This is a genomic window from Streptomyces olivaceus, assembly GCF_000721235.1.
GTDB classification, from domain to species: domain Bacteria; phylum Actinomycetota; class Actinomycetes; order Streptomycetales; family Streptomycetaceae; genus Streptomyces; species Streptomyces olivaceus.
This window is the reverse complement of record NZ_JOFH01000002.1, coordinates 286,976-300,345: the sequence shown is the minus strand read 5'-3', so window position 1 is coordinate 300,345 and position 13,370 is coordinate 286,976. Positions and strand designations below refer to the sequence as shown.

Here is a 13,370-nt window from a genome sequence, read left to right as displayed (position 1 = left end):
CGGTCTCAGGCGGCGCCGCGCGCGTACCGGTCCGTCGCCGCGACGAGTACCTCGTCCCCCACCGCCCCGGCGTCGTGCCCGGCCTCGTCGACGAGCACCAGTTCGCTGTCCGGCCAGGCGTGGTGGAGCCGCCAGACGGTGCCGAGGAGGTTGCCGAAGTCGAGGCTGCCCTGGACCAGGGTGCCGGGGACGCCCTTCAGGAGAGGGGCGTCCCGGAGGACCACGCCCTCGTCGTTGCCGTCGCCGAGGAAGTGGTCGTTGCCCCAGTAGTGCGTGACGGTACGGGCGAAGCCCAGGCGGAAGTCGGGGTCCTCGTAGCGGGCGACCGACCGGGGCGGGGCGGGGATGGTCGCCGTCTCCCAGTCGGTCCAGGCGCGTGCGGCGCGCTCGCGGACCGCGGCGTCGGGGGACTCCAGGAGCCGGTGGTAGGCGGCGGCGTGGTTGCCCTCGCGTTCGTCCGGCGGCAGCCCGGCGAGCAACTGTTCATAGGCCTCGGGGAAGAGCTTCCCCAACCCCCGGGTCAGGAGGTCCACTTCGGCGTTGGAACCGGTCGCGACCCCGGTCAGCACCAGCTCGGTCACCACTCCGGGGTGCGTCTGCGCGTACCGCAGCCCCAGGAACGAGCCGAACGACACGCCCCACACCAGCCACCGTTCGATGCCCAGGTGGGCGCGGAGCCGCTCCAGGTCCGCCATCAGGTGGGCGGTCGTGTTGACGCCCATGTCGGTGTCGTGGGCGCTCGCGCGGGGCCGCGACCGTCCGGCGCCGCGCTGGTCGAGGAGGACGATGCGGTAGGCGGCCGGGTCGAAGAACCGCCGGTGTCCGGGGCTCGCGCGGGATCCCGGGCCGCCGTGGAGCACCACCGCGGGTTTGCCGTGCGGGTTGCCGCAGGTCTCCCAGTAGACGTGGTTGCCGTCGCCGACGTCGAGCATGCCGTGGTCGTACGGTTCGATCTCCGGATACAGGCTCATCGGAGCACCGTAACGGTGCCGGACCGACTCCCTCATCCCCTTTACCCGGCGCTACCGGGGGTCCCGTCCGGCGACGGGGAGGTCCGCCGTCTCCGCCGCCGTGCGCAGCACGTCGCGCAGCATCGCGGGGGTGAGCCGGCCGGTGAACGTATTGCGCTGGCTGACGTGGAAGCAGCCGAAGAGCCGCAGGCCGGGCCCGTCCGCGGCGTCCAGTGTCACGTGTCCGCCGTGCGTGAAGGCCGGCCGGGGACGGGGCACCGTCCAGCCGGCCCCCGCGAAGGCGGGCAGCGTGGCCTGCCAGCCGAAGGCCCCCAGCACCACCACGGCGCGCAGCGTCGGCCGCAGCAGTCCCAGCTCCTGGACGAGCCAGGAACGGCAGGTGTCGCGTTCGGCCGGGGTGGGCTTGTTGGCGGGCGGGGCGCAGTGCACCGGTGAGGTGATGCGGACGCCGTACAGTTCCAGGCCGTCGTCGGCATGGATCGCGGTGGGCTGCGAGGCGAGGCCCACGTCGTACAGCGCCTGGTACAGCACGTCTCCGGAACGGTCGCCGGTGAACATCCGCCCGGTGCGGTTGGCGCCGTGGGCCGCGGGGGCGAGCCCGACGATCAGCAGGCGCGCGTCCGGCGGCCCGAAGCCCGGCACCGGCCGGCCCCAGTACGTCCAGTCGGCGAAGGCCGCCCGCTTGGTCCGGGCCACCTCCTCGCGCCACTCGACGAGCCTGGGGCACGCCCGGCACCCGGCGATCCGCTGGTCGAGTACGTCCAGGCCGACGGTTTCCATGCGTCCACCGTAAGACCGGCCGGACGGGACCGTGGTACGCGGCGGCCCCGGCTCCCCGCCGCCGACCCCGGGTGCCCGTGGATATCGCGGTTGGATATTGCGGTCCCTCCGGTCGGTGCGGACGGTTAGGCTCGGCCCCATGGCTTCCGAGCATGACGAGGGCAGGAGCGGCGAGAGGGCCGCGTCCCAGGACGGTGCCGCTGCCGCCGGCCGGGCACCGGACCAGAAGACGGCCCACCCGGAGACCGGCGGCCCGAAGACCGCCAATCCGAAGACCGCCGATCCGAAGACCGCTGCCGCCGTCGCCGCTGCCGAGGCCGCCCGGCCGCAGAACGGCGAGAGCGTCCGGGTGGACAGCTGGATCTGGGCCGTCCGTCTCATCAAGACCCGCTCCCTCGGCGCGACCGCCTGCCGCGGCGGTCATGTCCGGGTGAACGGCGAGCGGGTGAAGCCAGCCAACTCCGTGCGCGTCGGCGACGAGGTGCGCCTGCGGCACGAGGGCCGGGAACGCGTCGTCGTGGTGAAGCGGCTGATCCGCAAGCGCGTCGGCGCCCCGGTGGCCGTCCAGTGCTACGTCGACAACTCCCCGCCGCCCCCGCCCCGCGAGGCCGTCGCGCCCGCCGGCATCCGCGACCGCGGTGCGGGCCGCCCGACCAAGCGGGACCGCCGCGACATGGAGCGGCTGCGCGGACTGGAGGGCCTGGCCAGCGCCCGGCGGGACGCCGAGACCAGGCCCTGAACGGCGACGCCCTCCCCTGGACCGGCCGGCAGGCGTCCTTACCGGAGTGAACCGGCCCGCAGGCGTCCTGTCCCGAGCCGCGCGCCCGCGAGGCGTTGCGCCGGCCCCCGCTACCCCCGGGGCACCGGGACCGCCCGCGCCCACGTGCCGTCGTCGGTCAGGTACCGCTCCACGCCGAGCCCCGCCTCCCCCAGTGCCGCCTCGAACGCCTCCGTGGTCAGGGGGCGGGCCCGGAAGGTCTGCGTCCAGACCGCGTCCGGGAACTCGTACTCCGCGCGGACCGAGTTGACGCCGTCCCCCACCGGATCCGACGACAGGATCCGGACGGTGAAGCCGCTGGGGTCCACCCGCTCACGCGGCAGGTTCGTGTGATAGTCCGCGCCCTCGCGCTGGACGAGTACGCACCCGTCGTTCGCGACGTGCCGCGCGCAGGTGCGCAGCAGCCCCCGCCGCACGTCGGCGTCCCCGCTGTGCACCAGGAAGGACGCCAGCACGACCGCGTCGAAGCGCTCGGCCAGGTCGAGCTCCTCGATCGGGCTGCGTACGGCCCGTGCCCCGCGCACGCGCGCCAGCATCTCGGCGGACTCGTCCACGGCGGTGACGGTGAAGCCCCGCTCCACCAGCGGGTGCGTCATGCGTCCCACCCCGCAGCCCAGCTCCAGGAGGTGCGCGCCGGCGGGCACGGCGCCGGCGACGATCTCCGGCTCCGGGCCGGCGGGCAGCCGCGCATAGAGCTCGACGGCACAGCCGTCCGGGGTGATGGCTCCCGGTCCCGTCCCCTGGTGTCCCTCTCGCATTCTCAGCTCCATGCCCGTCCAACGGACCGCGACCGCACACCCGTTCCCACACGCGCATGGGTTCACCCGGCCGAGTGAACACGGGAGCCGCCGTCGTCCGGTGCGTACGGACATTGAATGCCGGCAGGCGCGGACGTCAGTAGTCGAACCGCGCCTGCTGCAGGTACTCCGGCTTCGGGTCCAGGGCGGCCGCCAGCCGGAAGTGACGCCGGGCCTGGTCGGGACAGCCCCGGCGCTCGTAGGTGCGGGCGAGGGCGAAGTGCGCGAACGCGTTGTCCGGCTCACGCTCCAGGACGACGGTGAACTCCAGCTCAGCCGGTCGCAGTTGGGCGGCGGCGAAGAAGGCACGCGCACGCAGCAGACGGGCGGCCGTGTTCTCGGGGTGGGCGCCGATGACACCGTCGAGCAGTTTCACCGCGCCCTGCGGGTCCCGCGCCGCCAGCAGCTGCTCGGCGGCACGGAAGTCGATGACGTCTGTCTCCGGAGTACGTCCGGTCGAACCGCTGGTCTCGGGCACGGCAGAGTCCTTCCCTCGCTGGAAGGGATCAACGCCCGCGCCGGAGCCGCTATTCCGTGCGGGCCCTGCGCGCGAGTTCGGCCCACACCTCTCGCACGCGGCGCCGCAGCTCCTCCAGCGGCACGTCGTTGTCGACGACCAGGTCCGCGATCTCCCGGCGCTGCTCACGCGTCGCCTGGGCGGCCATGCGCGCCCGGGCGTCCTGCTCGCTCATGCCGCGCAGCCGGACCAGCCGGTCGAGCTGGGTGGCGGGGTCGGCGTCCACGACGACCACGACGTCGTACAGGGGCGCCAGGCCGTTCTCGGTGAGCAGCGGGACGTCGTGGACGACGACGGCGTCCTCGGCGGCGGCTTCCGCGGCCTCCTCCAGGGCGCGGGAGCGCTCACCGACCAGGGGGTGCACGATCGAGTTCAGCGCGGCCAGTCTCTCCCGGTCGGCGAAGACGATCGAGCCCAGCTTCGGCCGGTCCAGGCGGCCGTCCTCGGTGAGGACGTCCGCACCGAACGCCTCCACGACCGCGGCGAGCCCCGGGGTACCCGGTTCGACGACCTCACGGGCGATCCGGTCCGCGTCGATCAGCACGGCCCCGCAGTCGACGAGCAGCCGCGACACCTCACTCTTGCCGGCGCCGATCCCGCCGGTCAGGCCAACTCTCAGCATGAGGGGAAGCCTAGGGCGTGCCGGTACCGCGTCAGCCGTCGCCCTCTCGCTCCGCCAGGAACCGTTCGAACTCGCGGCCGATCTCGTCCGCCGACGGGATGTCGACGGGCTCGGCCAGCATGTTGCCGCGGGTCTCGGCGCCCGCGGCCGCGTCGTACTGGTGCTCCAGGCCCTGGACGAGCCCCGTGAGCTCCTCGTCGCCCTCCTGGATCTGCCGGTCGATCTCCGTCTGGGTGCGGTGGGCGTCCGAGCGCAGGGAGTGCGCGATACCGGGCAGGACCAGGCCGGTCGCCGCGGTGATCGACTCCAGGACGGTCAGTGCGGCGTCCGGGTACGGGGAGCGGGCGATGTAGTGCGGGACGTGGGCCGCGACGCCGAGCACGTCGTGGCCGGCCTGCATCAGCCGGTACTCGACGAGCGCCTCGGCGCTGCCCGGAACCTGGGCCTCCGCGAACGGGCTGCGGTGGCCCGGTACGAGGTCGGTGCGGTTGCCGTGGGGCGTGATGCCGACGGGCCGGGTGTGCGGGACGCCCATGGGGATGCCGTGGAAGCTCACCGCGAGGCGGACGCCGAGCCGCTCCACGATCTGTCCGACGGCGGCGGCGAAACGCTCCCACTCGACGTCCGGCTCGGGGCCGGACAGCAGCAGGAAGGGCGCGCCGGTCGCGTCCTGGACGAGGCGCACTTCCAGGGTCGGGTCCTCGTAGTCCGTGTAGCTGTCCCGCTTGAAGGTCAGCAGCGGCCGGCGCGCGCGGTAGTCCACGAGCCGGTCGTGGTCGAAGCGGGCGACGACCTGGTGCGGCAGGGAGTCGAGCACCCGGTCGACGATCTGGTCGCCGGTCTCGCCGGCGTCGATGTATCCGTCGAAGTGGTACAGCATGACCAGTCCGGCCGACTCCTGGGCGAGTGCCATGTCGACGACCGCCAGGCCCTTCGGCTCCCACGCGTACAAGTCCTGCGGATCAAGCACAGTGACCGCCCCTCCTCGAGTTCGTCTGTCACAACACCCGTGCGGGGTGCGGCATTCCCGGAGGACGGGGATCCGATCTTGCGGGCTCCGAACGTGATCGCGGTGCCCCGGCGGCACCGGGGCCCGCACACGCACCGAGGGGCCGCACCTCGAAAGGTGCGGCCCCTCGGTCAGCCTCTGGGCCTACCGCTGAGCGTCAGCGGACGGCGCGTTCAGCTCTGGCCGCCGGCCAGCTTCTCGCGGAGCGCGGCCAGCGCCTCGTCCGACGCCAGGGCGCCGGAGTTGTCGCCGCCCTCGGAGGAGTACGAGCCGCCGCCGCCACCGCCGCCGCCGCCGGACGTGGCCTGAGCCGCACCCGCGGTGTCGACACCCTCGGCAGCGGCCTTCTCGTCCGCCTCGCGGGACTTGATGACCTGCGCCTGGTGCTGCTCGAAGCGCTGCTGGGCCTCGGCGTACTGCGTCTCCCAGGCCTCGCGCTGGGTCTCGTAGCCCTCGAGCCAGTCGTTGGTCTCGGGGTCGAAGCCCTCGGGGTAGATGTAGTTGCCCTGGTCGTCGTAGGACGCGGCCATGCCGTACAGGGTCGGGTCGAACTCGACCGCCGACGGGTCGGCACCGAAGGCCTCGTTGGCCTGCTTCAGCGAGAGGCTGATGCGGCGGCGCTCGAGGTCGATGTCGATGACCTTGACGAAGATCTCGTCGTTGACCTGGACGACCTGCTCCGGGATCTCCACGTGGCGCTCGGCCAGCTCGGAGATGTGGACCAGACCCTCGATGCCCTCGTCCACGCGGACGAACGCACCGAACGGCACCAGCTTCGTGACCTTGCCGGGCACGACCTGGCCGATCTGGTGGGTGCGGGCGAACTGCTGCCACGGGTCTTCCTGGGTCGCCTTCAGCGACAGGGAGACACGCTCGCGGTCCATGTCGACGTCGAGGACCTCGACGGTGACTTCCTGGCCGACCTCGACAACCTCGGACGGGTGGTCGATGTGCTTCCAGGACAGCTCGGAGACGTGGACCAGGCCGTCGACGCCACCCAGGTCCACGAAGGCACCGAAGTTGACGATCGAGGAGACGACGCCGGAACGGACCTGACCCTTCTGGAGGGTGGTGAGGAACGTCTGGCGCACCTCGGACTGGGTCTGCTCCAGCCAGGCGCGGCGGGACAGGACCACGTTGTTGCGGTTCTTGTCCAGCTCGATGATCTTCGCCTCGAGCTCCTTGCCCACGTAGGGCTGGAGGTCGCGGACGCGGCGCATCTCGACCAGGGAGGCCGGGAGGAAGCCGCGGAGGCCGATGTCGAGGATGAGACCACCCTTGACGACCTCGATGACGGTACCGGTGACGATGCCGTCCTCTTCCTTGATCTTCTCGATGGTGCCCCAGGCACGCTCGTACTGGGCGCGCTTCTTCGAGAGAATCAGGCGGCCTTCCTTGTCCTCCTTCTGGAGAACAAGGGCCTCGATCTCGTCACCGACGGCGACGACCTCGTTGGGGTCGACGTCGTGCTTGATCGAGAGCTCGCGGCTCGGGATGACACCTTCGGTCTTGTAACCGATGTCGAGCAGGACCTCGTCCCGGTCGACCTTCACGATGACGCCGTCGACGATGTCGCCGTCGTTGAAGTACTTGATCGTCTCGTCGATCGCGGCGAGGAAGGCTTCCTCGTTACCGATGTCGTTGACCGCAACCTGCGGGGTGGTGGCGGTGGTCTCGGTGCTGCTCGTCATGTGGGAAAGGGCTCCGGTACGGACATTGAAGTCGTAGGTACTGCTTACGCCGGGAGCCCGTTTCGCTCTGCAGAAGCCGGACAGCCAAGGAAGCGACACCGCAAAACACAGGTGACGCCTCGAGAACCGAGGGGACATACAACAGATGCGAGCGCGACCTGCTACGTCTGAGGTGCGCAGGCCCGCAGCGCAACTTGTAGCATACGGGGGCAGTCGGGCAGGGTCAATGCGCGAAGCCGCACACCCGGGGCGGATCGCCGCATACCCGGCACAAGAGCTGTCCCCCGAGGCCGCACGGACCCCTGTTGTCCCGTGCGCGACGCGCGAGGCGGGCGGCGCGGAAGAGTGCGCAGACTAGTACGAGGGAGCCGGTCATCCAAGAGCCCGCAGCGTCCGAGGCCCTGTCCGCAGTTCCGGGAGCCGGAGCGGAGGAGCCGGAGGCCACCCGGCGTGCCGCCGGTGTCACGGAGAGTTCCCGCGCCAACCGCGGCTGGTGGGACCGGAACGCGGACGAGTACCAGGTCGACCACGGCACCTTCCTCGGCGACGACCGCTTCGTGTGGTGTCCGGAGGGCCTGGACGAGGTGGAGGCCGAGCTGCTCGGTCCGCCGGAGGAACTGAAGGGCAAGGACGTCCTCGAGATCGGCGCCGGCGCCGCCCAGTGCTCGCGCTGGCTCACCGGGCAGGGCGCCCGTCCGGTGGCCCTGGACCTCTCCCACCGCCAGCTCCAGCACGCCCTGCGCATCGGCGGCTCCTTCCCGCTGGTCTGCGCCGACGCGGCGGTCCTGCCCTTCGCGGACGACTCGTTCGACCTGGCGTGCTCGGCGTACGGGGCGCTGCCCTTCGTCGCGGATCCGCGGCTGGTACTGCGCGAGGTGCGCCGGGTGCTGCGCCCCGGGGGCCGCTTCGTCTTCTCCGTCACGCACCCGCTGCGCTGGGCGTTCCCGGACGAGCCGGGTCCCGAGGGCCTGTCGGTGTCGGCCTCGTACTTCGACCGCACGCCCTACGTCGAGCAGGACGACGAGGGCCGCGCGGTGTACGTCGAGCACCACCGCACGCTCGGCGACCGGGTGCGGGACGTGGTGACGTCCGGGTTCCGGCTCGTGGACCTGGTCGAGCCGGAGTGGCCGGACTGGAACAGCTCGGAGTGGGGCGGCTGGTCGCCGCTGCGCGGGCATCTGATCCCGGGCACGGCGATCTTCGTCTGCGAGCGCGACTGACCCGGTCGGCCTCGGGCGGTCACCGCCCTCCACGCGGTGCACGCGCGCGTGGAGGGCGGTTCCGCCGTCGTACGACACTGGGGGCGTGATCCGTTACGACGCCCTGGACGCGCTGCCCGTGCGCGGCGCCCTGCCCGCGCTGCACGACGCCCTGGAGGGGCACGGCACGGCAGTGCTGGTCGCGCCGCCCGGCACCGGGAAGACGACGCTGGTGCCGCTGGTCCTGGCCGGGTTGCTGGACGGCGACGCTCCCGCGCGGTGCGTGGTCGTGGCCGAGCCGCGGCGGATCGCGGCGCGGGCGGCGGCCCGGCGGATGGCGTGGCTGCTGGGCGAGCGGCCGGGCGCGAGCGTCGGCTACACCGTGCGCGGCGAGCGGGTCGTGGGGCCGCACACGCGCGTGGAGGTCGTCACGACCGGTGTGCTGCTGCAGCGGCTCCAGCGTGACCAGGAGCTGACGGCTGCCGACGTCGTGGTCCTCGACGAGTGCCACGAGCGGCATCTGGACGCGGACACGGCGGCGGCGTTCCTGTGGGACGTGCGCGAGACGCTGCGGCCCGAGCTGCGGCTGGTGGCCGCCTCGGCGACGACCGACGCGGAGGGGTGGGCCCGGCTGCTGGGCGGGGCCCCGGTGGTGGCGGCCGAGGGGGTGTCGTACCCGGTGCGGGTCGAGTGGGCACCACCGGTGCGCCCGGTGCGGCCGCCGCACGGGATGCGGGTCGACCCGGCGCTGCTCGCGCACGTGGCGTCAGTGGTGCGGCGGGCGCTGGACGAGCGGGACGGAGACGTGCTGTGTTTCCTGCCGGGCGTCGGCGAGATCGCCCGCGTCGCGGGCCGGCTGGGGGCGCTCGCGGACGTCGACGTGCTCCAGGTGCACGGTCGTGCGCCGGCGGCCGTGCAGGACGCGGTGCTCGCGCCCGGGGCACGGCGCCGGGTGGTGCTGGCGACCTCGGTGGCCGAGTCGTCGCTGACGGTGCCGGGCGTGCGGACGGTGGTGGACGCGGGGCTGGCGCGGGAGCCGCGGGTGGACCATGCGCGCGGGCTGAGCGCGCTGACGACGGTGCGGGCCTCGCGGGCGGCGGCGCGGCAGCGGGCGGGGCGGGCCGGGCGTGAGGCGCCGGGGGTGGTGTACCGGTGCTGGACGGAGGCGGAGGACGCCCGGCTGCCGCGCTTCCCGGCGCCGGAGATCAAGGTGGCCGACCTGACGTCGTTCGCGTTGCAGGCGGCCTGCTGGGGCGATCCGGACGCCTCCGGTCTGGCGCTGCTCGACCCGCCGCCGGGCGGCGCGATGACGGCGGCCCGGTCGGTCCTGACGGCGGTCGGCGCGGTGGACGCCTCCGGCCGGGCCACGGACAGGGGCGTACGACTGGCGCGCCTGGGCCTGCACCCCCGGCTGGGCCGGGCACTGCTCGACGCACGGACCCCGGCGGCACCGGCCCCCACCGGGCCGGACGCGGGCGACTCCGGCGGGGGCGACTCCGGCGGGGGCGGGGCGAACGCGGGCGGACCGGTCACGAGGGGGGCCGTTGTCGGCGGACCCGACACGGGTCGGGCCGGTGCGGGCGGGCCGGACACGAGGGGGGTCGGTGCGGACGCGCCCGGCGCCGGGGGTCTCCGCGCGGGCGCGGCGGGTGCCGGTGGGCGTTCCGGCGGGCGGGGTGGAGCGGGCCGGGCGCCGGCGGGTGGCACCGGCCGTTCCGCCGGGGCCGGCGCGGGCGGTTCCCGTGGTGGGGATTCCGAGGTGGTGGCCGAGGTGGTGGGGCTGCTGAGCGAGGAGGCACCGCGTGACTACGGGGACGATCTGGTGTCCACGCTCCGGGCCGCCCGGCGCGGCGGGGACGCCTACGCGGCGCGGTGGCGGGCCGAGGTGCGGCGGCTGCGCGGCGCGCTGGACGCGGTGGACGGCCGGAGCGCGCCGGGCACCGCGGGCTCGGCGGACGGCAGCGGTGCCCGGCGGCCCGGTGACGACGCGGTCGCCGGGCTGGTGGCCGCCCTGGCCTTCCCCGAACGGGTGGCGAGGAAGGACGGCGGCTCCTACCTCATGGTGTCCGGCACCCGCGCGGAGCTGCCGGAGTCGTCGGCGCTGCGCGGGGCGCCGTGGATCGCGGTGGCCGTCGCCGACCGGCCCGTGGGGCGGGGGCACGCGCGCGTGCAGCTCGGTGCGGCGGTCGACGAGGAGACGGCGCGGCTCGCGGCCGGAGCACTGCTGTCGGAGCGGGACGAGGTGCACTGGGCCGACGGCGACGTGGTGGCCCGGCGGGTCGAACGGCTGGGTGCGGTGGAGCTGGCGGCGCGGCCGCTCACCGGCGCCGACCCCGGTCTCGTACGGGGCGCGCTGCTGGAGGGGCTGCGGCGGGAGGGGTTCGGGTTGCTGCGCGGGGCGGCGGACGCGGAGCTGCTGCGTGGGCGGCTCGCGTTCCTGCGGTGGCATCTCGGCGAGCCCTGGCCGGACGTCTGCGACGACGCGCTCCTCGCGCGCGCGGACGAGTGGCTGGAGCCCGAGCTGGGCCGGGCCCGGCGACGGGCCGACCTCGGACGCATCGACGCCCGTCAGGCACTGGCACGGCTGCTGCCCTGGGCCTCGGGAGAGGCCGCGCGGCTCGACGAACTCGCGCCCGAGCGGATCGCCGTCCCCAGCGGGTCCAGGATCCGGATCGACTACGGCGACCCGGAACAGCCCGTTCTGGCGGTGAAGCTGCAGGAGATGTTCGGGCTGCAGGACTCGCCCCGGATCGCGGGGGTGCCGCTCCTGGTCCATCTCCTCTCCCCCGCCGGCCGCCCCGCCGCGGTCACCGCCGACCTGGCCTCGTTCTGGAAGGACGGCTACCGCGGCGTACGGGCGGAACTGCGCGGCCGGTACCCGAAACACCCGTGGCCCGAGGACCCGGCCACGGCGGAACCGACGCGGTACACGAAGGCCCGGCTCGGCAGGTGAGACCCGCCGGGCCGGGCGGTCCGGGCGGTGTCTACGCCTCGGGCTCGGTCGCCGGGTCCTCGGACGGGTCCGGCGCCGGTTGGGCCTCGGCGACGTTCAGGGTGATGTCGCGCACGGCGCCGCCCGCCGTGGTGAGGCGGAGGACGTACGTGCCCTCGGTGTCGTCGGCGTACAGCTCCGGCAGCTTCAACAGGCCCTTGGCGTCGGTCTTCAGGCCGGTCAGCGTGCGAACGGGCTTGTCGTCGGTGTCCTTGAAATAGGGGCCCTTGTCGTTCTCCGTCGGGTCGAGCACCGACTTGACGAGGGTGGCGGTGACCGCGACCTTGTCCGCGGCCTCGCCCTTGCGGGTGGCCTTCACCTCGACCCGGTCCGCGAACTCGCCGCCCGGCGTGCACGTCAGTGTGGTGTCGGTGATGCTTTCGAGGGCGTCGGCGACGCGCTCGGTGACGGTGGCCTCGTGGTCGAGGGCCTTGACGGAGCGGCCGATCACGGTGGCGCGGACGGTGAACCCGCCGGTCTTCTCGCCCGCCTTGAGGGCAGGCGCGACGGCCACGCCGGAGGCGTCGGTGGCGACCGCGGCGACCTTCTCGCCGCCGGTGAACGCGGCGTCCGTGTCGCCGACGACCGTGAAGCGGATGCGTACCTTGCCGACGGCCTTCCCGTCCTCGGTCTCGGCGCGGGTGCTGATCTTCTCGGTGAAGGTGTCGCCCGCCATGGCGGTGAGCCCGGTGGCGCCGGCGTTCTCGAGGTGGTCGACCGTGTCGGTGGGGGTGGGGCCGGGCGTCTCGGCCGGGGGCTCCGGGTCGGTCGGCGGCTTGGGGCTCGGGGACCCGGTGCCGGGGGTGGTGGGCTTGTCCGGCTGCGACGGCTTGTCCGGGCTCGGCTTGGGGCTGGGCGACCCCGTACCGGGCGTCCTGGGGCCGGTGCTCCCGACCGAGGCGCCCGTCGAGGAGCCGGATCCGGAGCCGTAGCCGGTGCCGTCGCTGCGGCTGCCGGGGAGGCTGCCGGTGCCGTCCGGGATCTCGTGGGTGCCCTTGCGGTAGTGCTCCAGCCACGACAGGACCGTGGACAGGTAGTCCTGCGAGTTGTTGTAGCTGAGGATCGCGCTCGCCAGGTCGCCCTGGTCGGACAGGTCCCAGTTGTTGCGGCACAGGTAGTGGCCGGCGGCGAGCGCGGCGTCGTAGACGTTGTTGGGGTCCGCCTTGCCGTCGCCGTTGCCGTCGCGGGCCGCCCACGCCCAGGTGGAGGGGATGAACTGCATGGGGCCGACGGCGTTGTCGTAGCTGCTGTTGCCGTCGTAGACGCCGTTGTCGGTGTCCTTGATGAGGGCGAAGCCGTTGCCGTCGAGCTGGGGTCCGATGATCTTGCCGATGGTGGTGCCGTCGGCGTCGACGCGACCGCCGCGCGCCTGGCCCGACTCCACTTTGCCGATGGCGGCGAGGAGTTGCCACGGCAGGTTGCAGCCGGGCTTGGACTGGAGCAGCTCCGCCTCGGCCTTCTTGTACGCGTCGAGGACGGTGGCGGGGATGCCGGCCTCGGACGGGCCCCGGGAGGAGGGGGTGCCGATCGTCGGCGCGGGGCTCGGGCTGTCGAGGGGCGGGAGGTCGGTGTAGTACGGCGAGTTGCCGGTGGCGCTTTCCTGGGAGGACGCGTCGGACGTCGGCGCGTTGTCGGCGGTGGTCTGTCTGCCGTTCCCGTCGGCCGTCACGTTGGGGGCCTGGGACGCGGACAGCGCCGCGACCGCGACCGCCGCGACGGTGGTGGTGACCGCCGCCTTGCGCAGCCTCCTGTCGAAATGCGCCGCCATAGAGTGAACCCCTCCCGTGGACGCCCGCGCGTCCGTCTCCGTCCGTGTCCGGCTCTCGCGCCGTTCGCCCCGCGCGCCGTCTCGGGCCGCGGGCCGTCTTCAGTTGTGGTGCGCGCCGTCGTGTGCCGTGCTCGGCTTCGTGTCCGTGCTTCTACGTGTCCGTGCTTCTGTGACGACCGGCCGGCACCAACGGTTGCACCACAACTTTCCCGCCAGGGAGTTCGTCTGTTCGACCGGTGCGGTGCC

General features: G+C 73.6%; 11 protein-coding genes. 3 read left to right on the top strand and 8 right to left on the bottom strand.

Translation table 11 applies throughout. The features are described 5' to 3' along the window. Positions 1-5: 5 nt before the first annotated feature. Both pip and IG94_RS0104235 read right to left on the bottom strand, forming a co-directional pair. Entirely contained in the window at positions 6-971 is a 966-nt protein-coding gene (gene pip / locus IG94_RS0104240; RefSeq protein WP_031031190.1) for a prolyl aminopeptidase, read from the bottom strand. Between the two features lie 51 nt (positions 972-1,022). Further along, a complete protein-coding gene (locus IG94_RS0104235; protein WP_031031189.1) occupies positions 1,023-1,751 on the bottom strand; it encodes a uracil-DNA glycosylase in 729 nt (242 codons plus the stop codon). 139 nt (positions 1,752-1,890) lie between these two features. On the opposite strand from IG94_RS0104235, the gene IG94_RS0104230 reads away from it, so the two are divergent. Continuing rightward, a complete protein-coding gene (locus IG94_RS0104230; RefSeq protein ID WP_031031187.1) occupies positions 1,891-2,490 on the top strand; it encodes an RNA-binding S4 domain-containing protein in 600 nt (199 codons plus the stop codon). Between the two features lie 110 nt (positions 2,491-2,600). On the opposite strand, the gene IG94_RS0104225 is transcribed toward IG94_RS0104230, so the two are convergent. The 5 genes from IG94_RS0104225 to rpsA all read right to left on the bottom strand — a co-directional run bounded on the left by IG94_RS0104225 (position 2,601) and on the right by rpsA (position 7,165). Beyond that, entirely contained in the window at positions 2,601-3,287 is a 687-nt protein-coding gene (locus tag IG94_RS0104225; protein WP_031031185.1) for a class I SAM-dependent methyltransferase, read from the bottom strand. Positions 3,288-3,423: 136 nt separating this feature from the next. Further along, entirely contained in the window at positions 3,424-3,804 is a 381-nt protein-coding gene (locus IG94_RS0104220) for a tetratricopeptide repeat protein (protein ID WP_031031181.1), read from the bottom strand. Positions 3,805-3,853: 49 nt separating this feature from the next. Further along, complete coding sequence (gene coaE, locus IG94_RS0104215) at positions 3,854-4,465, bottom strand: dephospho-CoA kinase (RefSeq protein ID WP_031031177.1); 612 nt, start codon at positions 4,463-4,465, stop codon at positions 3,854-3,856. A gap of 31 nt (positions 4,466-4,496) precedes the next feature. Beyond that, on the bottom strand, positions 4,497-5,435 hold the full coding sequence (locus tag IG94_RS0104210) for a PAC2 family protein (protein ID WP_031031174.1): 939 nt from the start codon (positions 5,433-5,435) through the stop codon (positions 4,497-4,499). 212 nt (positions 5,436-5,647) lie between these two features. After that, positions 5,648-7,165, bottom strand: coding sequence for a 30S ribosomal protein S1 (gene rpsA, locus IG94_RS0104205; protein ID WP_031031172.1), 1,518 nt, complete (start codon positions 7,163-7,165; stop codon positions 5,648-5,650). Between the two features lie 305 nt (positions 7,166-7,470). On the opposite strand from rpsA, the gene IG94_RS0104200 reads away from it, so the two are divergent. Together IG94_RS0104200 and IG94_RS0104195 are read left to right on the top strand one after the other, a co-directional pair. Continuing rightward, positions 7,471-8,385 carry a class I SAM-dependent methyltransferase gene (locus IG94_RS0104200; RefSeq protein ID WP_107060420.1) on the top strand — a complete coding sequence of 305 codons (915 nt, stop codon included), beginning with the start codon at positions 7,471-7,473 and terminating at the stop codon, positions 8,383-8,385. A gap of 85 nt (positions 8,386-8,470) precedes the next feature. Next, a complete protein-coding gene (locus IG94_RS0104195) occupies positions 8,471-11,317 on the top strand; it encodes an ATP-dependent RNA helicase (protein WP_031031166.1) in 2,847 nt (948 codons plus the stop codon). 31 nt (positions 11,318-11,348) lie between these two features. Here IG94_RS0104195 and IG94_RS0104190 read toward each other — a convergent pair whose 3' ends face one another. Then, entirely contained in the window at positions 11,349-13,124 is a 1,776-nt protein-coding gene (locus IG94_RS0104190; RefSeq protein WP_031031164.1) for a lytic transglycosylase domain-containing protein, read from the bottom strand. Positions 13,125-13,370: the final 246 nt, after the last annotated feature.